Annotated in this window: 20 protein-coding genes; 15 read left to right on the top strand and 5 right to left on the bottom strand. The window is 71.0% G+C overall.

The genetic code is table 11. The features are described 5' to 3' along the window. Positions 1 to 17: 17 nt before the first annotated feature. The 6 genes from ACY34M_RS03065 to ACY34M_RS03040 all read left to right on the top strand — a co-directional run bounded on the left by ACY34M_RS03065 (position 18) and on the right by ACY34M_RS03040 (position 6,875). Positions 18 to 1,229, top strand: a complete 1,212-nt coding sequence (locus ACY34M_RS03065; protein ID WP_462717464.1) for an alpha/beta hydrolase — start codon at positions 18 to 20, stop codon at positions 1,227 to 1,229. A 76-nt stretch (positions 1,230 to 1,305) separates the two neighbouring features. Continuing rightward, the gene (locus ACY34M_RS03060) at positions 1,306 to 2,184 is read left to right on the top strand and encodes a DUF4429 domain-containing protein (RefSeq protein ID WP_462717463.1); all 879 of its coding nucleotides are present in this window, start codon (positions 1,306 to 1,308) and stop codon (positions 2,182 to 2,184) included. 111 nt (positions 2,185 to 2,295) lie between these two features. Beyond that, positions 2,296 to 3,672: a sensor histidine kinase gene (locus tag ACY34M_RS03055; RefSeq protein WP_462717462.1), complete on the top strand. Its 1,377-nt coding sequence runs from the start codon at positions 2,296 to 2,298 to the stop codon at positions 3,670 to 3,672. A 15-nt stretch (positions 3,673 to 3,687) separates the two neighbouring features. Next, positions 3,688 to 4,365: a response regulator gene (locus tag ACY34M_RS03050; RefSeq protein WP_462717461.1), complete on the top strand. Its 678-nt coding sequence runs from the start codon at positions 3,688 to 3,690 to the stop codon at positions 4,363 to 4,365. Positions 4,366 to 4,518: 153 nt separating this feature from the next. Then, positions 4,519 to 5,649, top strand: a complete 1,131-nt coding sequence (locus ACY34M_RS03045) for an alpha/beta hydrolase (RefSeq protein ID WP_462717460.1) — start codon at positions 4,519 to 4,521, stop codon at positions 5,647 to 5,649. Then, positions 5,646 to 6,875: an acyltransferase family protein gene (locus ACY34M_RS03040; protein ID WP_462717459.1), complete on the top strand. Its 1,230-nt coding sequence runs from the start codon at positions 5,646 to 5,648 to the stop codon at positions 6,873 to 6,875. The genes ACY34M_RS03045 and ACY34M_RS03040 overlap by 4 nt, the downstream gene beginning before the upstream one ends. Before the next feature lie 45 nt (positions 6,876 to 6,920). On the opposite strand, the gene ACY34M_RS03035 is transcribed toward ACY34M_RS03040, so the two are convergent. Beyond that, positions 6,921 to 7,967: an aldo/keto reductase gene (locus ACY34M_RS03035; RefSeq protein ID WP_462717458.1), complete on the bottom strand. Its 1,047-nt coding sequence runs from the start codon at positions 7,965 to 7,967 to the stop codon at positions 6,921 to 6,923. A 5-nt stretch (positions 7,968 to 7,972) separates the two neighbouring features. Then, on the bottom strand, positions 7,973 to 8,446 hold the full coding sequence (locus ACY34M_RS03030; RefSeq protein ID WP_462717457.1) for a MerR family transcriptional regulator: 474 nt from the start codon (positions 8,444 to 8,446) through the stop codon (positions 7,973 to 7,975). Positions 8,447 to 8,554: 108 nt separating this feature from the next. Here ACY34M_RS03030 and ACY34M_RS03025 point away from each other — a divergent pair, with 108 nt between their 5' ends. Together ACY34M_RS03025 and ACY34M_RS03020 are read left to right on the top strand one after the other, a co-directional pair. Then, positions 8,555 to 9,022 (top strand): GNAT family N-acetyltransferase, encoded by a 468-nt coding sequence (locus ACY34M_RS03025; RefSeq protein ID WP_462717456.1) that lies wholly within the window; start codon positions 8,555 to 8,557, stop codon positions 9,020 to 9,022. A gap of 30 nt (positions 9,023 to 9,052) precedes the next feature. Next, complete coding sequence (locus ACY34M_RS03020) at positions 9,053 to 9,862, top strand: serine hydrolase domain-containing protein (RefSeq protein WP_462717455.1); 810 nt, start codon at positions 9,053 to 9,055, stop codon at positions 9,860 to 9,862. A 70-nt stretch (positions 9,863 to 9,932) separates the two neighbouring features. Here ACY34M_RS03020 and ACY34M_RS03015 read toward each other — a convergent pair whose 3' ends face one another. Next, positions 9,933 to 10,586, bottom strand: coding sequence for a pirin family protein (locus ACY34M_RS03015; RefSeq protein ID WP_462717716.1), 654 nt, complete (start codon positions 10,584 to 10,586; stop codon positions 9,933 to 9,935). Positions 10,587 to 10,683: 97 nt separating this feature from the next. On the opposite strand from ACY34M_RS03015, the gene ACY34M_RS03010 reads away from it, so the two are divergent. The 5 genes from ACY34M_RS03010 to ACY34M_RS02990 all read left to right on the top strand — a co-directional run bounded on the left by ACY34M_RS03010 (position 10,684) and on the right by ACY34M_RS02990 (position 15,660). Next, the gene (locus ACY34M_RS03010; protein WP_462717454.1) at positions 10,684 to 11,913 is read left to right on the top strand and encodes a PucR family transcriptional regulator; all 1,230 of its coding nucleotides are present in this window, start codon (positions 10,684 to 10,686) and stop codon (positions 11,911 to 11,913) included. Between the two features lie 89 nt (positions 11,914 to 12,002). Beyond that, the gene (locus tag ACY34M_RS03005) at positions 12,003 to 12,926 is read left to right on the top strand and encodes an ACP S-malonyltransferase (protein WP_462717453.1); all 924 of its coding nucleotides are present in this window, start codon (positions 12,003 to 12,005) and stop codon (positions 12,924 to 12,926) included. A gap of 18 nt (positions 12,927 to 12,944) precedes the next feature. Next, entirely contained in the window at positions 12,945 to 13,976 is a 1,032-nt protein-coding gene (locus ACY34M_RS03000; RefSeq protein ID WP_462717452.1) for a beta-ketoacyl-ACP synthase 3, read from the top strand. A 73-nt stretch (positions 13,977 to 14,049) separates the two neighbouring features. Next, the gene (locus tag ACY34M_RS02995) at positions 14,050 to 14,298 is read left to right on the top strand and encodes an acyl carrier protein (protein WP_266720003.1); all 249 of its coding nucleotides are present in this window, start codon (positions 14,050 to 14,052) and stop codon (positions 14,296 to 14,298) included. A 90-nt stretch (positions 14,299 to 14,388) separates the two neighbouring features. Beyond that, complete coding sequence (locus ACY34M_RS02990) at positions 14,389 to 15,660, top strand: beta-ketoacyl-[acyl-carrier-protein] synthase family protein (RefSeq protein WP_462717451.1); 1,272 nt, start codon at positions 14,389 to 14,391, stop codon at positions 15,658 to 15,660. A gap of 171 nt (positions 15,661 to 15,831) precedes the next feature. Here ACY34M_RS02990 and ACY34M_RS02985 read toward each other — a convergent pair whose 3' ends face one another. Then, positions 15,832 to 16,326: a DUF3145 domain-containing protein gene (locus tag ACY34M_RS02985; RefSeq protein WP_462717450.1), complete on the bottom strand. Its 495-nt coding sequence runs from the start codon at positions 16,324 to 16,326 to the stop codon at positions 15,832 to 15,834. 332 nt (positions 16,327 to 16,658) lie between these two features. On the opposite strand from ACY34M_RS02985, the gene ACY34M_RS02980 reads away from it, so the two are divergent. Together ACY34M_RS02980 and ACY34M_RS02975 are read left to right on the top strand one after the other, a co-directional pair. Next, complete coding sequence (locus ACY34M_RS02980) at positions 16,659 to 17,603, top strand: SGNH/GDSL hydrolase family protein (protein WP_462717449.1); 945 nt, start codon at positions 16,659 to 16,661, stop codon at positions 17,601 to 17,603. Positions 17,604 to 17,634: 31 nt separating this feature from the next. After that, positions 17,635 to 18,636 (top strand): aldose epimerase family protein, encoded by a 1,002-nt coding sequence (locus tag ACY34M_RS02975; RefSeq protein WP_462717448.1) that lies wholly within the window; start codon positions 17,635 to 17,637, stop codon positions 18,634 to 18,636. A gap of 32 nt (positions 18,637 to 18,668) precedes the next feature. Here the strand turns inward: ACY34M_RS02975 and ACY34M_RS02970 are convergent, their stop codons facing one another. Then, positions 18,669 to 21,131 (bottom strand): beta-glucosidase, encoded by a 2,463-nt coding sequence (locus tag ACY34M_RS02970; RefSeq protein WP_462717447.1) that lies wholly within the window; start codon positions 21,129 to 21,131, stop codon positions 18,669 to 18,671. Positions 21,132 to 21,198 lie beyond the last annotated feature (67 nt).

The raw sequence follows: 21,198 nt of genomic DNA, 5'->3' as shown, positions 1-21,198 counted from the left end.
TCCTAGGGTGTCCCGCAGTGACTTCCTTCGATACCTCTCCCCAACTCAACGTCTGGCGCGCAGTGCTTGCGCTGGTCGTCGTGTTCGTCATGCTGGCCACCACCGGCTGGACCGCGGTACGCCATCAGCGAGGCGTCACATCGCCGCTCCAGACCGCGCTCACCGCCTGGGAGCACGGTCGGATAAACGGACATGCCCTGCCCGCGCCCGACGGCTCCCCCACCCGCCTCGCGCACTTCTTCGGCTCGCTGAGCGCACACCAGCGCGGCGAGCTCGCCGACCGGTACCCGCTCGCGGTCGGCAATATGAACGGTGCCCCTGTAGAGCTGCGATATCGGGCCAACCGCATCGCGCTCGACCAGGCCCAGCAGACCGAGCACCGACGCATGTACGACAACCGACTGTCGTCCGTCGGTCACGCCGACGCGAAGAAGCGCATGAACAGGTTCGCGTCCCTGTCCAAGCCCGACCGCAAGATCCTCTCGTTCGACCCCATGGGCGGCGGCCGCGTCGCCGAGGTCTTCGGCAACCTCGACAAGGCCCAGCGGGTGTCCGTCGTGGTGCCGGGTGTCGACACGAACGTGCTCACCTTCGAGCGCACGTCCCGCCAGTACTCCGCTCCCGTGGGCATGGCGCGCTCCCTGTACGGCGCCGAGCGCAGCGCCAGCAGGCAGACCCGGACCGCCGTCATCGCGTGGGCCGACTACACCGCGCCGGCCGGTCTCGGCGTGGACGCCGCCACGGCGATGCGCGCAGAGGACGGCGCGGTGCGGCTCAACGCCATGCTGCGCGGCCTGCCCGGACACTCCTCCGTCGCCCTGTACTGCCACAGCTACGGCTCCGTGGTGTGCGGCGTCGCGGCACGCCACATGCCGGGCCGGGTCAGCGACATCGCCGTGGCGGGCAGCCCCGGTATGCGTACCCAGAGCGCCGCGGGCCTCGGCACGCACGCGCGCGTGTGGGCCACTCGCGACAGGGACGACTGGATCCAGGACATTCCCTACATGGAGGTGGGCGGCCTCGGTCACGGAGCCGATCCCGTTTCCTCCGCGTTCGGCGCGCGCGTCATGGCCTCACAGGACTCCAAGGGCCACACCGGCTACTTCGTGCCGGGCACCGAGAGCCTCGCCAACTTCGCCGACATCGGCACCGGCTCGTACAAGACGGTGCACTGCGCGGGCGGAGGTCAGGGGTGCCTGGACGGTTTCTCCGGGAAGGTCTCTGTCTGACGCGCGTAGAAAGTGGTGAAACCGCGGTCTGCCGCGACAGGCGACGGAGACGCGCGCTCCGCCTACGATGAGCCACATGGGTGATGTACTGGCCGGATTTCATGCCGCCTGGGAGTTCGAGTCCGACTCCGTGCTCATCCGCTTCGAACGGGGGATCCGCACGCCGAAGCTCCTTCAGGCGCTGGGCGAGCGCCGCATCCCTCTGGAAGCGATTGCGGCGGTGACTCTGACGCCCGGGAAGCGCGGGACGGTGGTGCTGCAGGCGGTGCCACGTCCGGGCGCGGACCCTCTGATGGATGCTGCGGCGGGGCAGCTCAAGGAGGGCAGCGACCCGTACCGCCTCGTGCTGCCCGCAGAGCGGGAGACGCTCGGCGAGTACTACGCCGACGAGCTGCGCGGTCAGCTCTCCGATCACGAGGACGAGCGCCCGGAGAGCTATCTGGTGGCTCCTCCCGAGGCGCCCCGCCAGTTCAAGGCCTACGACGGGAAGGCCACCTTCGACGGCGACTCGGTCGCCTTCCGCTGGTTCTGGACCGGAGCCTCGTCGGCGAAATGGAAGGCCGGGGACAAGACGTTCCCGATCGCGGACCTGAGCGGCGTCGAATGGCGCTCGCCGGAACTCTTCGAGGGACATCTGCGCCTGCTGCCCCGTGACACCGGCGCGGAGCAGCCGGGGCAGGCCGACCAGGACCCGGCCGCGGTCGTCTTCGGCCTCGGCTACGGTCCGGTCCACGAATCGTTGCCGTTCGCCGCCTCGGTCCTGGCGGCCGTGCGCGCGTCGGGCCCCGCACCGCAGCAGGCCGGAGCGATGTGCACCGAGTCGGCGGGGACCGGAAGACGCGACCCCGCGGACATCGCGGATCGCATCCGGCACCTCGGCGAACTGCATCAGGCGGGCCTGGTGACGGATGCGGAGTTCACCACGAAGAAGGCCGAGCTGCTCGCCGAGCTGTAACGATTGGCCACGCCGTCCGGCAGCCGGTTCTGTCATACCTGGGTATGGGGTGCGGTTGAGCACTCCGGTATGACGGCACGATCGGGTCCGGATGCCTACGCTGATCTGGCCATGAGCACTGCACCCACCTCACAAGGGCCATCGCCCCGCCCGCCGGACGACGAATCCGGCCGGGCGGGCTCCCGGCGCATCCCTGAGGCGGTGCGTCGGCTGGGCGACCGGCTGACCGCGGCCGGGTCGGCGCTCACGACGGCTGTGATCGAAGACCGGTCGGAGCCTTTGTTGGCGCACGCGCCCCGACGGTGGATGCGGCTGCTGCCCTACGTGGTCGCGCTCGGCTTCACCGCGTCGCTGATCCCGGTCACGACCCAGGTGTTGGCGAACGACTACGGGGTCGGTGGCGGCCTCGCCGCCGCGATCGGCGTGGCCCAGTCCGCGCCCCTGATCCTCGCGGTGAGCCGCCCGCTGACCGCCTGGTGCATCATGATCACCGCGGCGGTGCTGGGCACGATCCCGCTCTTCCAGGGAGACGCCCACAACCCGTCGCCGTGGACCCCCGCGCTGATGGTGGGCTACCTGGCTCTGTGCGTCGCGCTGGCCCTGCGGGAGAGCCGTCGCAATCTCGTCCGCATCTGGCTGGTCACCGTCGGCGCCACCGTCGTGCTCGGCTTCTTCCGCGACAGCACCAGCCAGGACTCCGGGGTGCTCCTCATCGTGCTGAGCGGTGGAGTGCTGCTCCTGGGCGCCCTGCTGCGCGAGCGCGGCGAGACCAGACGCAAGCTCGTCGTGCAGGAGACGATCAGCGAGGCCGAGCGGACCCGCCGGACCCTGCTGGAGGAGCGGGCCCGGATCGCGCGGGAGTTGCACGATGTCGTCGCCCACCACATGTCGGTGATCACCGTGCAGGCCGACTCCGCGCCCTACCGGCTGCAGGACCTGCCCGGCGAGGCGCGCGAGGAGTTCGAGTCGATCGCCGCGAGTGCGCGCGCGTCGCTCACCGAGATGCGGCGCCTTCTCGCGGTCCTGCGCAGCGAGGAGGCGCACGGAGATCTGGTGCCGCAGCCCGGCCTGGCGCACCTGCGGCAGCTGGTCGAGGCGACGATACGGGGTGGGGTGCCGGCCGACCTGTCCGCTCCGGAACTGGCGCTCGTCGGTGAGCTGGCGCAGGTGCCTCCGGCGGTGGACCTCTCCGCGTACCGCATCGTGCAGGAGGCGCTGGCGAATGTGGTGCGGCACGCTCCGGGGGCGCAGACCCAGATCTCGGTCGGCCTCGACGACGACGCCCTGCTGGTGGTCGTGGTCAACGGGCCGGCGGCGGAGCCGGTATCGCCTGTCGAGTCGACCGCCGGAACGGGACAGGGGCTGATAGGGATGAACGAGCGCGTACGGTTGGTCGGCGGCACGCTGGATGTGGGTCCGCTGCCCGACGGAGGTTTCCGTGTCGCGGCCCGGCTGCCGCTGACCGTGCCCGACTCGCCGACGGAGTAAAGGAATTCGGCACGCATGACCATCCGCGTGATCATCGTCGACGACCAGAGCATGGTGCGGGCGGGCTTCGCCGCGCTACTGAACGCGCAGAGCGACATCGACGTCGTGGGCGAGGCCCCGGACGGCAGGGAGGGCGTCGAGGTGAGCCGCTCCACGCATCCCGATGTCGTCCTCATGGATGTGCGGATGCCCGAGATGGACGGGCTGGCCGCGGCGAAGGAACTGCTGGACCCGCCGCCCGGCGTGGTGCACCGGCCCAAGGTGCTGATGCTCACCACGTTCGACGTCGACGACTACGTGTACGCCGCGCTGCGGGCGGGCGCGTCCGGCTTTCTGCTCAAGGACGCACCGCCGAGCGATCTGATCGCCGCGGTGCGGGTGATCGCGGCCGGCGAGGCACTGCTCGCGCCGACGGTCACCAAGCGCCTCATCGCGGACTTCGCCAAGACCCGCTCCGCACATCGCAAGAGCCACTCTCCGTTGCTGAAGAGCCTGACGCCGCGCGAGGCGGAGGTTCTGGAGCTGATCGCGCGCGGGCTCTCCAATCAGGAGATCGCGCAGAAGTTGGTGCTGGCCGAGCAGACGGTGAAGACGCACATCGGCCGTGTGCTGGCGAAGTTGGGGCTGCGGGACCGCGCGCAGGCCGTGATCTTCGCGTATGAATCGGGCCTCGTAGCACCCGGCGACCAGTGACTTCCCGCGCCTGAGAGGCCCTACCCCCTACTGGGGTATCACTGGTGAATACCCAGGTACCAAGGGCGAGTTGGCTCCGCGGTGTGACGTATCGACCGCGTCCGTACTCCTACCTTCCCCTCGTCACACCACTGGACGAAGGGGAGACGGGCGATGGGCCTGGGCTTTTGGAAGAAACGCGGTCGCCGCGCCGTGGCAACCGCCGTGCTCACGGCACTCGTCGTGTCCGGGACGGCAGGTTGGGCAGCGGGGCAGGAACAGCGCCCGCTCACCGGACCTCCCCCGGGCACCGCCTCGTGGCGCGCGGACGACTCGCTGGGCGGCAGGCTCCCTGATCCCGCGAAGACTTCTCCCGTACAAGTCGCCGCATTCTTCCGTGGGTTGAGCGGGGCGGAGCGGCACGATCTGGTCGCGCGACACCCGTCGGTGGTCGGCAATCTGGACGGTGCCCCGGTCGGTCTGCGCTACGAGGCGAACACGCTCGCGCTTAAGGCCGAGCAGACCCGAGCGCGCGCCCGGGCCAAGAACCGCTCGCTCACCGAGCAGCAGCGGTCCTCGGCTCGTGCGCTCGCCGACCGCTGCGCTCAACTGCTCGCGCAGGAGCGCCACATACTTGCCTTCGACCCTCGCGGACGCGGCCAGGTGGCGGAGGTCTACGGGGACTTGGCGGCCGCTCGGCATGTTTCCGTGATCGTGCCGGGCTCCGACATCGACCTGGACACTTTCGACCGGACCACGGACGTGTACGGAACTCCGGCCGGAATGGCGCGTTCCCTGCACCGCGCGGCGGAGGGACCGACGGCCGTGGTGGCGTGGGTCGGCTACACCACGCCAGTGGGGCTCGGCCCGGATGCCGCCACGGGCCGGCTCGCGGAGGCGGGAGCGCCGAGACTGGCCCGCTTCGTGCAGGGCCTCACCGCGGCGGGTGCCCCGAAGCCCACCGTCTTCTGCCACAGCTACGGGTCGGTGGTGTGCGGGCTGGCCGCGCCCCGGCTGCCCGCATCCGACCTCGTGGCCCTCGGTTCGCCGGGCCTCCGGGCCGACTCGGTGGCCGATCTGCACACCCGCGCCAGGGTGTGGGCGGCTCGGGACGACAGTGACTGGATCGGCAAGGTGCCGAACGTCGAACTGTTCGGCCTGGGGCACGGAACCGATCCGACCGACCCGTCCTTCGGCGCCCGCCGGATCCCGGCCGAGCACGCCCGGGGACACACGGGCTACTTCGCGCCGGGCACGGACTCGCTGCGCGCCTTCGCCGACATCTCCACCGGAGCTGCGTCATGACCGCCACTTCTCTCCGTGCTTCCGTGTCCTCGGCCATCGCCTCCATCGACGCGAAGACCCCGGCCCACCGGGACCGGGCGGTGGACGGGCTGCGGGCCTTGGCCCTGCTGGCCGTCCCCACGGGCCACTGGCTGCTCGCCGGCTTCTCTCTGGACACGCAAGGCGCCCTGCACAATGCGAGCCCACTGAGCAGCTTCGGCTTCTTCGCACCGCTCAGTTGGGTGTTGCAGATGCTCGGGGTCTTCTTCCTCGTGGGCGGTTACGCATCGGTTCTGTCCTACCGGCGGGCGGGCGAGCGGGGCACGTCGACGGCCGGGTGGCTGCGGGGCAGGCTCGCCCGTCTGGGCCGCCCCGTGCTGGGCGTGACCGCTGTGTGGGCGGCGATGGCTTCCCTGCTGTACGCCCTCGGCGTGCCCCTGGCGACGCTGCACACGGCTTCCACCCTGGTGATACAGCCGCTGTGGTTCGTCGGCGTGTACACCGTGATCACCGCGCTCACTCCGTGGTGCGTCAAAGCGGCGCATCGGCTCGGTGCCTGGTCCGCGGTTCCCCTGATCGGATCGGTCGCCGTCGTCGACTTCCTCCGGTACGGCCCCTTCGCGTCGGCCATGCCGTCGTGGTTGAGCCTGCTCAACCTCCTGCCGGGCTGGATGTTCGCCTACCAACTGGGCGTCTGCTGGGGTGAGAAGAAGCTCGGAAAGCGGGGAGCCCGGATACTGCTCATCGGTGGATCGGCTCTGTTCGCGGCCCTGCTGCTGCTCTTCCACTACCCGGCGTCGATGGTCGGGGTGCCGGGTGAGGTGCGGACGAACTCCCACCCGCCGTCGCTGTTGGTCCTCGCCCTTGCGGCCGCACAGAGCGGCGCGGCGATCCTGCTGCGGGACCGCATGGCCAAGCTGCTGCGCCGCCCTGCCCTGTGGGCACCGGTCGTGGTCATCAACCTGTCGGCGATGACCATCCTGTGCTGGCACCAGACGGCGCTGCTCGCGGCCGCGATACCGGGCTCCTTCGCGGGCGCGATACCGGGGCTCACGACGGCACCGGACACGCTTGCCTGGATAGCGATCCGCCTCGCGTGGCTGCCGCTGTTCGCGGCGCTGCTCGTCCTGATAGGTCGCTACGCGCGGGGCTTCGAGTCACCGTGGCAGCAGGTGAGTCGGGGGCGGCGGGCGCTGGCCGGCCTGCTGGCCGCCGGATTCGCGGTGTTCGCGCTGGGGTTGGCATGAGGGGCGCCGCCACCACGAGCCCGAACCGCCCCTGTGGTGGCCCGGCTACTCGCGGCCCGCCGATGTGGGGGTCATGTCCGCGTAGCGGTCACCGGCGACCTTGGAGGCGATCGGCTCGAGGAGCGACAGTTCCTGCTCGGTGAGCACGATGCGGGTGGCGGCGGTGTTCTCCTCGACACGCGAGCGCTTGCGTGTGCCGGGGATCGGGACGACACCGAGGCCGAAGGTCTGCGCCTGCTGCTGCACCCAGGCCAGGGCGATCTGGCCGAGTGAGGCGCCGTGGGTCTCGGCGACCTGCCGGACCGGTTCCAACAGGGCCGCGTTGGCGGCGGCGTTGTCCCCGGTGAAGCGGGGCTGTTGGCGGCGGAAGTCGTCGTCGGCGAGTTCCTTGTCGGCGGAGACGAAGGCTCCGGTGAGGAAGCCGCGGCCGAGCGGCGAGTACGGGACGAGTGCGACGCCGAGTTCCGCGGCGGCGGGCACGACCGAGCGTTCGATGTCGCGGCTGAACAGCGACCACTCGGACTGGACGGCCGCGATCGGATGGACAGCGTGGGCGGCACGCAGTTCGGCGGCGGTCACCTCGCTCAGGCCGAGGTGCTTCACCTTGCCGGCGGCGACGAGTTCGGCCATCGCGCCGACCGACTCCTCGATCGGCACCTTCGGGTCGCGGCGGTGCATGTAGTACAGGTCGACCGAGTCGACGCCCAGGCGTTGGAGGCTGGCGTCGATGCAGGTCCTGATGTAGGCGGGGTCGTTGTTGATGACGCGCTTGTACGGGTCGCTCGGATCGGACCCGATGGCGAATTTGGTCGCCAGGACGACCTCGTCCCGGTGCGCCTTGACGAAGGGAGAGAGGAACTTCTCGTTCTCACCGGCACCGTAGGCGTCGGCGGTGTCGTACAGGGTGACGCCGAGTTCGAGGGCCCGCTCCAGGGTGGCCCTGGCCTCGTCGACATCCGTCGGTCCATAGGCCCAGCTCATTCCCATGCAGCCGAGGCCCTGAGTGCCCACCACGGGCCCGTTGTTTCCCAACTCAACAGTGGAGATGCGCTGCTGCTCGCCCGCCTGCGGCGTCCGCTCCGTGCTGCTCATGCGGTTCACGCCCTCTCCGACGCCGGTCGGGCGCCCGCATAGATGTCGATCTTGTAGTCCAGTACGGCCAGGGTGCCTTGCAGTTCGGCCATCCGGTTCAGGACGTCGCGGCGGGTCGCTTCGAGCAGTTCCCTGCGCTCGTCGAAGGTCTGCTCGCCCCGGCGTACGAGCTCGGCGTAGCGCACCATGTCGGCCACCGGCATCCCGGTGAGGCGGAGCTTGCCGACGAGGGCCAGCCAGTCCAGGTCGCGATTGCTGTAGCGGCGCTGCCCGGTGTGCGAGCGGTCGACGTCGGGCATCAGGCCGATCCGCTCGTACCAGCGCAAGGTGTGGGCGGTCAGTCCGGTAAGGGCGACGACTTCGCTGATGGTGTAGTGGTCGCGGCCCTCGGGGCGGGGGCGCGGGGGTGGCGCCGCGGCACAGTCGTCGGTCTTCCGGGTCGCCGCGCGGGACCGGGGCGTGGTCTCCATCACCGTCATGGCCCCCACGCTAGAACCTTGGAGTGCACTCCAAGCAAGCGCAGTACCGGAACGCGGCGCGGAAAATCGGGACGACGCCTCGCAGACGGCCCGGTTACGGTGCGGGCCATGACTGCCGTACGCCGCGCCGCACCTGCCGACGCCGAGGAACTGGTCCGCCTGCGCAAGATCATGCTGGACGCGATGAGACCGAGCGACGACGTGGAATGGCAGCCGTACACGGCGAAGGCCCTACGGTCCCATCTGGCCGACGAGGGTGGCCCGTTGGCGGTGTTCGTGGTCGAGGCACCGGATATCCCCGGCACGCTCGCGGCCTGCGCGACCGGCACGATCAACCTCAGCCTGGGCAGTCCGGGCAATCCCGAGGGCACTGCGGGCCACGTCTTCAATGTGTGCACCGATCCCGCCTACCGCCGCCGCGGCTACTCGCGGGCCTGCATGGATGCGCTGCTGGCCTGGTTCGAGGAGCGCGCCGTCCGCCGCATCGACCTGCACGCCTCCGCGGAGGGTGAGCCCCTGTACTCCTCCCTCGGCTTCGTCCGCACCCCCGCGCCCGCGATGAGGCTGACGCTCTGACGTCGTCGGCGAGGAATTAGGCTCGTACGCATGCAGAGCCTCGCGTTGATCGAGAACTGGCCGGTACCGACCGCCGCAGCAGCCGTCGTCCGTGCGGACGGCACGGTACTGGGGGCCCATGGGCCCACGGCCCACCGTTTCCCGCTGGCCTCGGTCACCAAGCCGCTCGCGGCCTACGCGGCGCTGGTCGCGTTCGAGGAAGGGGCGATCGAGCTCGATGAGCCGGCCGGCCCCGAGGGCGCGACCGTCCGGCACCTGCTGGCACACACCAGCGGCCTCGCCTTCGACGAGCACAAGGTGACCTCGGATCCTGGGACGCGGCGGCTGTACTCGAACGCGGGCTTCGAGGTGCTCGGGGACCACATCGCGAAGGCGACGGACATTCCGTTCGCCGAGTACCTGCGCCAGGCCGTGTTCGAGCCGCTGGGGATGGTGTCGACGGCGCTCGACGGGTCGCCGGCCAAGGACGGTGTGTCGACGGTGGACGACCTGGTGCGGTTCGCCGCGGAGGTGCAGGCGCCTCGGCTGCTCGATCCGCGGACCGTGGCCGAGGCGATGACCGTGCAGTACCCGGGCACGAAGGGAGTGCTTCCGGGGTACGGGCACCAGAACCCGAACGACTGGGGCCTCGGCTTCGAGATCCGGGACCACAAGTCGCCGCACTGGACGGGTGGTTCCTCGTCGCCGCGGACGTTCGGGCACTTCGGGCAGTCGGGCACGTTCCTGTGGGTGGACCCGGACGCCGGGGTGGCGTGTGTGGCGCTGACGGACCGGGCGTTCGGGCCGTGGGCGGCCGAGGTGTGGCCGCCGTTCACCGACGCGGTGCTCGCGGAGGTGTGACCGCGGGCGCGGGTGGCCCACCTCGGGTCACCCGGACCGGGCACGCACTCCGCGTGTCACCCGCCCCGGATCACTCGCCCATCTCCCAGATCAGCAGCTGCGCGTCCGTCGCCGCCAGTACCTCCAGGTCGGTCTCGGCGGTGATACGGGCGGCGTCCCCCTCGGTCAACTCCGTGTCCGCGAGCTGCACTTCACCCCGCACCACGTGGACGTAGACATGCGGGGCGGCCGGTAGCTCGCCGCGCTCACCCGGTGACAGGCGCCGGACGTGCAGCATGGCGCCCGCCTCGGGGACGTCGTAGGGGGTCGAGTCCGCGATGCCGTGCACCACTTCGTACGCGGGGTCGCCGCCCGGGTCGAGGGGGGCGAGCCACATCTGGACGAAGGTGAGGGGCTCGGCGCCGTCGTTGCGTTCGACGTGGCGGACGCCGCCGGCCGAGCTGAGGCGCTGCACGTCGCCGGGGCGGACCACGGACTCGTGACCGGTGGAGTCGCGGTGGGTGAGTTCGCCGGTGACGACCCAGGTGACGATCTCCGTGTGGCTGTGGGGGTGTTCGTCGAAGCCGGCGCCCGGCGCGAGGCGCTCCTCGTTGCAGGCGAGGATCGCACCGAAGCGCAGGTTGTCCGGGTCGTAGTGCGGGCCGAAGGAGAACGCGTGGAGGGATTCGATCCCCGCCGCGGGTTCGCCGCCGGGGTAGCGGTCGCCGGAGCGGCGTACATCAATCACGCGGTACACGGTAGCTCTCGATTCCAGCCGTTCGCCGGGGCCACCTCCGACCCTCCACTCCGCTGAGGCGTCCCGATAAGGCAGTCTTGTCCCCGTGCCCCAATCGGAATCAGAGCAGCCCTCAGCGAACGAACCAGCAGACCGTCAAGGCGGCCCCGCGGATCCTCATCCGCACTCGGCGACCCTGAAGCGCCTGGAGAAATCGTCCGGGGCACTCGCCGCGCAGGCGATCACGCGCATGGACGAGACGTTGCCCTGGTACCGGGCGATGCCTCCGGAGAACCGGTCGTGGATCGGCCTGGTGGCGCAGGCGGGTATCGCCGCGTTCACCGAGTGGTTCAGGCACCCGGACGCCCCGCAGGCCATCTCGACGGACGTGTTCGGCACCGCGCCGCGGGAGCTGACCCGGGCGATCACTCTGCGCCAGACCGTGGAGATGGTGCGGACGACCATCGAGGTCATGGAGTCCGCCATCGACGAGGTGGCGGCGCCCGGCGACGAGAGCGTGCTGCGGGAGGCGCTGCTCGTGTACGCGCGGGAGATCGCGTTCGCGACCGCCCAGGTGTACGCGCAGGCGGCGGAGGCGCGGGGCGCCTGGGACGCGCGGCTCGAGTCGCTCGTGGTGAACGCTGTCCTGTCCGGGGAGGCCGACGAGGGCGCGGTCAGCCGGGCCGCGGCGCTCGGCTGGAACTCCCCCGAGCACGTGTGCGTGGTGCTCGGCACGGCGCCCGACGGGGACAGCGAGCTGACGGTGGAGGCGATCCGGCGTGCTTCGCGCCACGCCAAGCTGCAGGTCCTGACCGGGGTGCTCGGGAACCGGCTCGTCGTGATCGCGGGCGGCAGCGACAATCCGCTGGCCGTGGCGAAGTCGCTGATCGGGCCGTTCGCGGCGGGGCCCGTGGTCGCCGGGCCCGTGGTGCCGGACCTGTTGGCCGCCACGCGGTCCGCCCAGGCCGCGGCCGCCGGACTCAAGGCGTGCGGGGCCTGGCAGGACGCGCCGCGCCCGGTGCTGGCGGACGATCTGCTTCCGGAGCGCGCGATCGCCTCGGACCCCGCCGCGCGGGACCAGTTGGTGGAGGAGATCTACAGACCGCTCGAGGAGGCGGGCTCGGCGCTCCTCGAAACGCTCAGCGTCTACCTGGAGCAGGCAAGCAGTCTGGAGGGCGCGGCGCGGATGCTCTTCGTGCATCCGAATACCGTCCGCTACCGGCTTCGACGTGTGACCGACGTCACCGGCTGGTCGCCCTCGGACGTTCGCTCGGCTTTCACCCTGCGCATCGCCCTGATCCTGGGGCGTCTGGCCGAGGCCGATCCCCAGCCGTAGGCTTTTGTCGGGGGCCTACAATTCCCCCTTCGGTTCTTCGTCCCTGTCCCCACGGGCGGCCCGGCCCGTCCCCAAGAGAGAGTGTGAGAGTGCTCGTACTCGTCGCTCCCGGCCAAGGCGCCCAGACGCCCGGCTTCCTGACTCCCTGGCTCGAACTCCCCGGTGCCGCGGACCGCCTCGCCGCGTGGTCCGACGCCATCGGCCTCGACCTTGCCCACTACGGCACGCAGGCCGACGCGGACGCGATCCGCGACACGGCCGTCGCCCAGCCGCTCCTCGTCGCGGCCGGGTTGCTCTCGGCCTCCGCGCTCGGCGATGTCGCGCCGGGCGCCGTGGCGGGGCACAGCGTCGGTGAGATCACCGCCGCGGCGTTCGCCGGGGTGCTCGACGACACGACCGCGCTGAAGCTCGTGCGTACGCGTGGGCTGGCCATGGCCGAGGCCGCGGCGATCACGGAGACCGGGATGTCGGCGCTGCTCGGCGGCGACCCCGAGGTCACCGTCCCGCACCTGGAGAAGCTTGGCCTGACTCCGGCGAATGTGAACGGCGCGGGCCAGATCGTGGCCGCCGGCACGCTGGAGGAGCTGGCCGCGCTCGAGGCCGACAAGCCCGAGGGCGTGCGGCGCGTGGTGCCGCTGAAGGTGGCGGGCGCGTTCCACACCCGGCACATGGCGCCGGCCGTGGCGAAGCTGGAGGAGGCCGCCAAGGAGCTGGCCCCGGCCGACCCCGCGGTCGCGTACGTCTCGAACAAGGACGGCAAGGCCGTCGCGACCGGCTCCGAGGTGGTTTCCCGCCTGGTCGGCCAGGTCGCGAACCCCGTCCGCTGGGACCTGTGCATGGAGACGTTCAAGGAGCTCGGCGTGACCGCGCTCATCGAGGTGTGCCCGGGCGGCACCCTCACCGGGATCGCCAAGCGCGCGCTGCCCGGCGTCAAGACCCTCGCCCTGAAGACCCCCGACGACCTCGACGCGGCCCGCGCCCTGATCGCCGAAGCTACCGACGCCACGGCCTGAGAAGGAGATCCGAGCAGCATGTCGAAGATCAAGCCCAGCAAGGGTGCCCCGTACGCGCGCATCCTCGGCGTCGGCGGCTACCGCCCGACGCGGGTCGTGCCGAACGAGGTGATCCTCGAGAAGATCGACTCGTCCGACGAGTGGATCCGCTCGCGCTCCGGCATCTCCACCCGCCACTGGGCCGGTGACGAGGAGACCGTCGCGATGATGTCGGTCGAGGCGTCCGGCAAGGCCATCGCCGACGCGGGCATCCGGCCGGAGCAGATCGGCGCCGTGGTCGTGTCGACCGTCTCGCACTTCGCGCAGACGCCGGCCATCGCGACGGAGATCGCGGACAAGCTCGGTACGGACAAGGCCGCCGCGTTCGACATCTCCGCCGGCTGCGCCGGCTTCGGCTACGGGCTCACCCTCGCCAAGGGCATGATCGTCGAGGGCAGCGCCGAGCACGTGCTGGTCATCGGCGTGGAGCGGCTCTCCGACCTGACCGACCTGGAGGACCGCGCGACGGCCTTCCTGTTCGGTGACGGGGCCGGTGCCGTGATCGTCGGACCGTCCCAGGAGCCCGCGATCGGCCCGACCGTGTGGGGTTCCGAGGGCGACAAGGCCGGCACCATCAAGCAGACGATGCCGTGGGACGAGTTCCACGGCACGGATGCGGCGCAGCTGCCCGTGGACTCCCAGGGCAACATCAAGTTCCCTGCGATCACGCAGGAGGGCCAGGCGGTGTTCCGCTGGGCCGTGTTCGAGATGGCGAAGGTCGCCCAGCAGGCGCTGGACGCGGCCGGGATCAACCCGGACGACCTGGATGTCTTCATTCCCCACCAGGCCAACGAGCGGATCATCGACTCGATGGTGAAGACTCTGAAACTGCCGGAGCACGTCACGGTCGCCCGTGACATCCGCACCACCGGCAACACGTCGGCCGCCTCGATTCCGCTCGCGATGGAGCGGCTTCTGGCGACCGGCGAGGCGAAGAGCGGCGACACCGCGCTCGTCATCGGCTTCGGGGCGGGTCTCGTATACGCCGCCACGGTCGTTACCCTCCCCTAGGCATCACGTCCGGATCTTCGGATCCGTACCGATGCCGCCACACCCTCTGGATACACACCGAAGGAGCGCCACAATGGCCGCCACTCAGGAAGAGATCGTCGCCGGTCTCGCCGAGATCGTGAACGAGATCGCCGGGATCCCCACCGAGGACGTCCAGCTGGACAAGTCCTTCACCGATGACCTGGACGTCGACTCGCTGTCCATGGTCGAGGTCGTCGTCGCCGCCGAAGAGCGCTTCGACGTCAAGATCCCGGACGACGACGTCAAGAACCTCAAGACCGTCGGCGACGCCACGAAGTACATCCTCGACCACCAGAACTGAGTCGCAAGCCTCAGACCCTGAAGGTCAGTCGCTCCGCCACCCGGCGGTGGCGCCGCTGAATCCCTCGTATCCGTTGGAGAAAGAATTCCTGTGAGCTCGACCAATCGCACCGTGGTCGTCACCGGTATCGGCGCAACCACACCGCTGGGTGGCGACGCGACATCCACCTGGGAGGGCCTGGTCGCCGGACGTTCCGGTGTCAAGCCCCTTGAGCAGGAGTGGGCCGCCGATCAGGCGGTTCGCATCGCGGCGCCGGTCGCCGTGGAGCCGGGCGAGGTCATTCCCCGCCCGCAGGCCCGCAAGCTGGACCGCTCCGCGCAGTTCGCGCTGATCGCCGCCAAGGAAGCGTGGGCCGACGCCGGTTTCACCGACAAGGCGGGCGACGACCCGAGTGTCGACCCCGACCGTCTGGGCGCCGTCATCGCGTCCGGCATCGGTGGTGTGACCACGCTCCTCGACCAGTACGACGTGCTGAAGGAGAAGGGCGTACGCCGCGTCTCCCCGCACACCGTGCCGATGCTGATGCCCAACGGCCCCTCGGCCAACGTGGGTCTGGCCGTGAACGCCCGCGCGGGTGTGCACACGCCGGTCTCCGCCTGCGCCTCGGGCGCCGAGGCCATCGGCTACGGCATCGAGATGATCCGTACCGGTCGCGCCGACGTCGTCGTCTGCGGTGGCACGGAGGCGGCCATCCACCCGCTGCCCATCGCCGCGTTCGGCAACATGATGGCGATGTCCAAGAACAACGAGGACCCACAGGGTGCTTCGCGCCCCTACGACACCGCCCGGGACGGCTTCGTCCTCGGTGAGGGCGCCGGTGTCATCGTTCTGGAGTCGGCCGAGCACGCCGCCAAGCGCGGCGCCCGCGTCTACGCGGAGGCGGTCGGCCAGGGCATCTCCGCCGACAGCCACGACATCGTGCAGCCGGAGCCGGAGGGCCGCGGCATCGCGCACGCCCTGCAGAACCTGCTGGACAACACCGACCTCGACCCGGCGGAGATCGTCCACGTCAACGCGCACGCGACGTCGACGCCCGCCGGTGACATCGCCGAGCTGAAGGCGCTGCGCAAGGTGTTCGGTGACGACACCGACCACTTCGCCGTCTCCGGCACCAAGTCGATGACCGGGCACCTGCTCGGCGGCGCCGGTGGTGTCGAGTCCGTGGCGTCGGTGCTCGCGCTGTACAACCGCATGGCTCCGCCGACCATCAACGTCGAGAACCTCGACCCGGAGGCCGAGGGCACCGCCGACGTCGTCCGCGGCGAGGCGCGCAAGCTGCCGGTCGACGGCCGGATCGCCGCGCTGAACGACTCGTTCGGCTTCGGTGGCCACAACGTGGTGCTGGCCTTCCGCACGATCTAGCGCTCCGCTGAACGTGGGAGTGGGCCCGCCCCGGGTTTCCGGGCGGGCCCACTTCGTTTTTCGCCTGCTTACGTGTCCCTCGGTTCGCGCTCGTGTGTGCGGCTTGTCGCGGTGCCGGTTTGCGCAGTTCCCCGCGCCCCCGGGCGGCCCGCCCTCAGCCCCACCGCAAGCTCACACCACCTGGTGGAGCCACCTCACCGGGGCGCCCTCGCCGGCGTAGCGGAAAGGCTCCAGTTCGTCGTCCCAGGGCTTGCCGAGGAGCTTGGCGAGCTCGGCCTCCAGGTCCGTCTCGCCGGCCGTGGAGCGGGTCAGTGCGGCCCTCAGACGGTCCTCCGGGATGAGGATGTCGCCGTGGATGCCGGTGATGGCGTGGAAGATGCCGAGTTCGGGGGTGGCGCTGTAGCGCTCGCCCTCGGCGGTGGCGCAGGGTTCGGCCGTCACCTCGAAGCGCAGCAGCTGCCAGCCGCGCAGCGCGGAGGCCAGCTTGGCCGCGGTGCCCGCCTCGGCCCGCCAGGAGAACTCTGATCTCCAGGTGCCCGGCGCCGCGGGCTGCCTGATCCAGTCGAGGCTGACGCGCGCGCCGAGTACACCCGCGACCGCCCATTCGACGTGCGGGCACAGCGCGCGCGGAGCGGAGTGCACGTACAGAACTCCACGTGTCGTCACCGGACCTCCAGTGTGGGTCGAGGTTCGCCTTCCCCAGCGGCCTCGCGCCCGTGCCGAGCCTTCTTCCCTCTCACCCGGAACGAAACGGTCCAGACAAAAGGGACACATCTGACGTGTAGTAATTTAGCGGAACCGGTACAGCGGGCTCTCAGTGGGTCGACCGAGGATCCCGGGGCGAGGCTATCGCGCAGCGGTGCAAGGAGTGTGACGTACTGTCGGTCCGGGGGCCCACAAACACCGAGCTTTCACCCGGCGGGACGCAACCCCGCTCGCGCGTACACCGTCAGACGGATCGGGATCGGTATGGGGTGAGCGAAAGGGCAGGAGGGTTGATGCGGGAGCGTAGCGACCGGCCGTTCGCCGTTCGGGCCGCTGTCGCCGCCGCGCTGGCGGTCGCGGTCGGTGTCGCCCCGCTCGCCGCGTGCGACAGCACGGGGGACAACTCCCCCGGCCCTTCGGGCTCCGCGACCAGCGCGAAGCCGTCGCCGAAGCCCACCCCCACGTGGGACACGTCTCCACGGTCGGTTGCCGCGGTGGGCGACTCGATCACACGCGGCTTCGACGCCTGCTCGGTACTCTCCGACTGCCCCGAGGTGTCGTGGGCGACGGGGACCAACAAGTCGGTCAAGAGCCTCGCCGTGCGGCTGCTCGGCAGGGCGCGCGCCGAGACGCACAGTTGGAACCACGCGCGGACCGGGGCCCGAATGGCCGATTTGCCTGCGCAGATGAGCCGGGCGGCGGCCGAGAGGCCGGATCTCGTGACGGTCATGGCCGGGTCGAACGACGCGTGCCGGCCGTCGGCCGCCGGGATGACACCCGTACCGGAGTTCCGGGCCGACTTCCAGGAGTCGCTGCGGCAGTTGCGGCGCACGGCACCCAAGGCGCAGGTGTACGTGCTGAGCGTGCCGGACCTGAAGCGGCTCTGGTCGCAGGGGCGGGCGAATCCGCTGGGCAAGCAGGTGTGGAAGCTCGGCATCTGCGCGTCGATGCTGGCCGATCCGGACGACCTGAACTCCGCGGCCACCGCGCGGCGGGACTCCGTCCAGGCGCGCGTGGTGGCGTACAACAAGGTGCTGCGCGAGGTCTGCGCGAAGGACAAGAAGTGCCGGTACGACGGCGGGGCCGTGTTCGGGTACAGGTTCGGGCAGGCGCAGTTGAGCGAGTGGGACTGGTTCCACCCGAGCGTGGACGGTCAGGCCCGGCTCGCCGCGCTCGCGTACCGCGGGGTGACGGCCGAGCAGCCGACGGCCGGGCAGCCGAAGGAACCTCTCGGCTGAGGTCCGGGCAGCCGAGCGTAGGGTCACGATCATGCGCAGCGAACTCTTCGGCACCCTGCCGGGCCCCGACCGCACGCCCGTCCACCGCTGGACCCTGGACCGGGACGACGTGCGGGTACGCGTCCTGACGTACGGCGCGATCCTGCAATCCGTGGAGGCGCCCGACCGGGACGGCGCCGTCGCCGACGTGGTGCTCGGGTTCGCCGATCTGGACGGGTATCTGACGCACCCGGAGCCGTATCTGGGCGCCGTGGTCGGGCGGTACGCGAACCGGATCGCGGGCGGCCGGTTCACGCTCGACGGCCGGGTCCACCGCCTCGCGCAGAACAACGGTCCGAACGCGCTGCACGGCGGCGAGCGCGGCTTCGACAAGCGGGTGTGGGACGCGGAGGCCGTCGGTGAGCACGGGGTGCGGCTGAGCCGCGTGTCGCCGCACGGCGAGGAGGGGTACCCCGGCCGGGTCGAGGTCTCGGTGACGTACGAGCTGGCGGCGGGCGGGGTGCTGCGGATCGGCTACGAGGCCGTCACCGACGCGCCGACGCCGGTGAACCTGACCAACCACACGTACTGGAACCTCGGCGGGGCCACCTCCGGGAGCGCGGCGGGCGGGCACGAGCTGCGGATCGACGGTGGGCGCGTGACCGCCGTCGACGAGGTGCTCATTCCGACCGGTGAGCTGCTCGATGTGACCGGGACGCGGTTCGACTTCCGGGAGAGCCGGAAGGTCGGTGCCGGGTACGACCACAACTATGTGCTCGACAAGGGGGTGAGCGGCGAGGCAGTGGAGGTGGCCGAGCTGCACGATCCGGCGTCGGGGCGGGTGCTGGGTGTGGCCACGACCGAGCCGGGGGTGCAGCTCTACACCTCGGACGGGTTCGACGCATCGCTGCCGTTCGCCCCCGGCGACGGGATCGCGTTGGAGACACAGCACTTTCCGGATGCGCCGAATCGGAGCGAGTTTCCGTCGACCGTGCTGCGGCCGGGGGACGTGTATCGGTCGGAGACCGTGTATCGGCTCGGGGTCCGGGGCTGACGTCACGGGGGCACCGCCCCGGACCCCACTGCTCAATCGCCGCAGGGGCTTGACAGGCGGATGTCCGTGACGGAGCGGCCTGCTGTCAGCTCGTACGGGCCGGGTGCGGCGGTCCACATGTGTGTGGTCTCGTCCCAGGTTTCGAAGGAGCGGCGCGGGAGGTCGATGGTGGCCGACACACTCTCGCCGGGCGCCGCCGTCACGCTCGCGAAGCCGGCGAGCCAGCGGGCCGGGCGCGTCTCGTCGGGTTCGGCCGGAGAGAGGTAGACCTGGACGACCTCGCGCCCGGTCCGCTCCCCCGTGTTGCGCACGCGGACCGTCGCGGTGGTGTCGTGCACCTCGATCGACTCGTACGCCCAGTCGGTGTAGCCGAGGCCGTGGCCGAAGGGGTACGAGGGTGCGGCGCCCGCCTTCTCCCAGGCGCGGTAGCCGATGAAGACGCCCTCGTCGTAGCGGAGTTCGCCGTTCTGCGGCGTCACGCGCGTGACCGGGGCGTCGGCCAGCGAGCCCCACGTCGTGGGGAGGCGGCCGCCCGGTTCCTCGGCTCCGGTGAGTACGTCGGCGAGGGCGGCGCCGCCCTCCTGGCCGGGGAACCACGACAGCAGCACGGCGGCGACGCCGTCCCGCCACGGCAGCTCCACCGGGGAGCCGGAGTTGACGACCACGACGGTGTTCGGATTGGCGGCGGCCACCGCACGCACCAGCTCGTCCTGGCGGCCGGGGAGGCGGAGGTCGGAGCGGTCGAAGCCCTCGGACTCCACGCGCTCCGTCGTGGCGACCACGACGACGGCGACCTCGGCGTCCCGCGCGGCGGCGACGGCCTCGGCGAGCAGGGTGTCGGCATCCCGGCGCGGCTCGAGGTGCACGAGGCTGAACAGCACGGCGGGCAGCGGCATGGCGAGGGACTTGTCGAGGGTGTGGAGGAGCGAGACCTCGACCGGCTGTCCCTCGGTCAGGGATACCCTGCCGCGTTCCTCCGGGGCGCCGAAGAACGCCTCGAAGGGGTCGGACTCGGCGCCCATGGCCTGCACCCCCTCGTACAGGACGGTGCCGTCGACGGTGAGGGCGAAGGAGCCGAGGCCGCGGGTGCCGAAGGCGTGGTGGCCGCTCTCGCGCGGGGTGAAGGTGCCCTTGATCTCGATGCTGTGCAGCGCCTCGTGGGTGACACCGGCGGGCAGGTCGCCGCCCAGCCACTGGACCTGGCCGTTCGGCAGCGTGCCTTCGCCGAGGACCGTGCCGTCGGCGTCGCGGCAGACGGCGCGGAGCGTGAACCCCTTTTCGGCGACGGCGAGTTCGTCGCTGGGGTCGGCGCCGACGCTGTACGTCAGGGAGGGCAGCGCGGCGCTCAGCCCGTCGAGCGGCGAGACGATCCGGGACGGGAAGACGGTGGCGGAGCCGCCACCGAGGACGCGGGCGTCGCGCGCGGCGGCCCCGATGAGGGCGACCCGCGCGTCCGGACGCAGCGGCAGCACACCGGAGTTGCGTACGAGGACGAAGGCGCGGTGGGCGATCTCGCGGGCCAGCGCCTCGCCGTCGACCTCCGCCGGGAGCTCGGTGACGACGGGTTCGGCGCCTTCCAGGGCTCCGACGCGGGCGGCGAGCCGCAGCACATTGCGCACGGCGGCGTCGACCTCCGACTCGTCGACCTCGCCGGAGCGGACGGCCTCCACCAGCGCCGAGCCGTACACGGTCTGCGGTCCCGGCATCGCGACGTCCAGGCCGCCCTTGATGTCGCCGACGGTCGAGCGGGCGGCCATCCAGTCGGAGACGTTGAAGCCGTCGAAGCCCCACTCGCCGCGCAGGATCTCGTTCACGAGGTGGCGGTGCTCGGTCATGGAGGTGCCGTTGACCGAGTTGTAGGCGGTCATGACGCCCCAGGGGCGGGCGTCGCGGGTGATGGCCTCGAAGGGGGCCAGGTACAGCTCGCGCAGGGCCCGCTCGGAGACCAGGTTGTTCACCGTGAAGCGGTCCGTCTCGGCGTCGTTCGCGACGTAGTGCTTCATGGTCGTGCCGACGCCGCCGGACTGCACGCCCTGGACGTAGCCGGTGCCCATGAGCCCGGCGAGGTACGGGTCCTCGCTGTACGTCTCGAAGTGGCGGCCGCCGAGCGGGGAGCGGTGCAGGTTCACGGTCGGCGCGAGCAGCACGTGGACACCCTTGCGGCGGGCCTCCTGGGCGAGCAGTGCTCCGGCGCGGCGGGCGAGCGCCGGATCCCAGGTGGCACCGAGCGCGGTCGGGGACGGCAGGGCGATCGACGGGTCGTCGGCGCTCCAGCGCACTCCGCGTACGCCGATCGGGCCGTCGGACATGACGAGGGACTTCAGGCCGATCTCGGGGACCGCCGGCAGCGACCACATGTCCTGACCGCCGAGCAGCCGGGCCTTGGTGTCGAGGTCGAGCTTGCCGAGCGCGGCCTCGACCGCCGCCTCGCGGGCCCGGTCGGCGCTGCCCGCGCCTCCCGCCCGCTCCTTGCCGCCGTCCGTCTGTCGCGCCATGCCGGCACCTCCTCGTCGAAGTCTGAGCGCCTCCATGCTGCACCCGCCACCTGTAGAGCGGTAGGTT

Source organism: Streptomyces sp. EDA2-14, assembly GCF_054963755.1.
Note: the sequence above shows the minus strand (reverse complement) of the source record. Positions and strands in the feature narration are given on the sequence as shown.

Bases quoted from the DNA above. Each gene is read 5' to 3' on its own strand.
- ACY34M_RS03035 (WP_462717458.1), bottom strand. From the start codon at position 7,967: ATGAGCAGCACGGAGCGGACGCCGCAGGCGGGCGAGCAGCAGCGCATC.
- ACY34M_RS03000 (WP_462717452.1), top strand. From the start codon at position 12,945: ATGTCGAAGATCAAGCCCAGCAAGGGTGCCCCGTACGCGCGCATCCTC.
- ACY34M_RS02970 (WP_462717447.1), bottom strand. From the start codon at position 21,131: ATGGCGCGACAGACGGACGGCGGCAAGGAGCGGGCGGGAGGCGCGGGC.
- ACY34M_RS03050 (WP_462717461.1), top strand. From the start codon at position 3,688: ATGACCATCCGCGTGATCATCGTCGACGACCAGAGCATGGTGCGGGCG.
- ACY34M_RS03040 (WP_462717459.1), top strand. From the start codon at position 5,646: ATGACCGCCACTTCTCTCCGTGCTTCCGTGTCCTCGGCCATCGCCTCC.
- ACY34M_RS02980 (WP_462717449.1), top strand. From the start codon at position 16,659: ATGCGGGAGCGTAGCGACCGGCCGTTCGCCGTTCGGGCCGCTGTCGCC.
- ACY34M_RS03020 (WP_462717455.1), top strand. From the start codon at position 9,053: ATGCAGAGCCTCGCGTTGATCGAGAACTGGCCGGTACCGACCGCCGCA.
- ACY34M_RS03060 (WP_462717463.1), top strand. From the start codon at position 1,306: ATGGGTGATGTACTGGCCGGATTTCATGCCGCCTGGGAGTTCGAGTCC.
- ACY34M_RS02995 (WP_266720003.1), top strand. From the start codon at position 14,050: ATGGCCGCCACTCAGGAAGAGATCGTCGCCGGTCTCGCCGAGATCGTG.
- ACY34M_RS03030 (WP_462717457.1), bottom strand. From the start codon at position 8,446: ATGACGGTGATGGAGACCACGCCCCGGTCCCGCGCGGCGACCCGGAAG.
- ACY34M_RS03025 (WP_462717456.1), top strand. From the start codon at position 8,555: ATGACTGCCGTACGCCGCGCCGCACCTGCCGACGCCGAGGAACTGGTC.
- ACY34M_RS02975 (WP_462717448.1), top strand. From the start codon at position 17,635: ATGCGCAGCGAACTCTTCGGCACCCTGCCGGGCCCCGACCGCACGCCC.
- ACY34M_RS03055 (WP_462717462.1), top strand. From the start codon at position 2,296: ATGAGCACTGCACCCACCTCACAAGGGCCATCGCCCCGCCCGCCGGAC.
- ACY34M_RS03045 (WP_462717460.1), top strand. From the start codon at position 4,519: ATGGGCCTGGGCTTTTGGAAGAAACGCGGTCGCCGCGCCGTGGCAACC.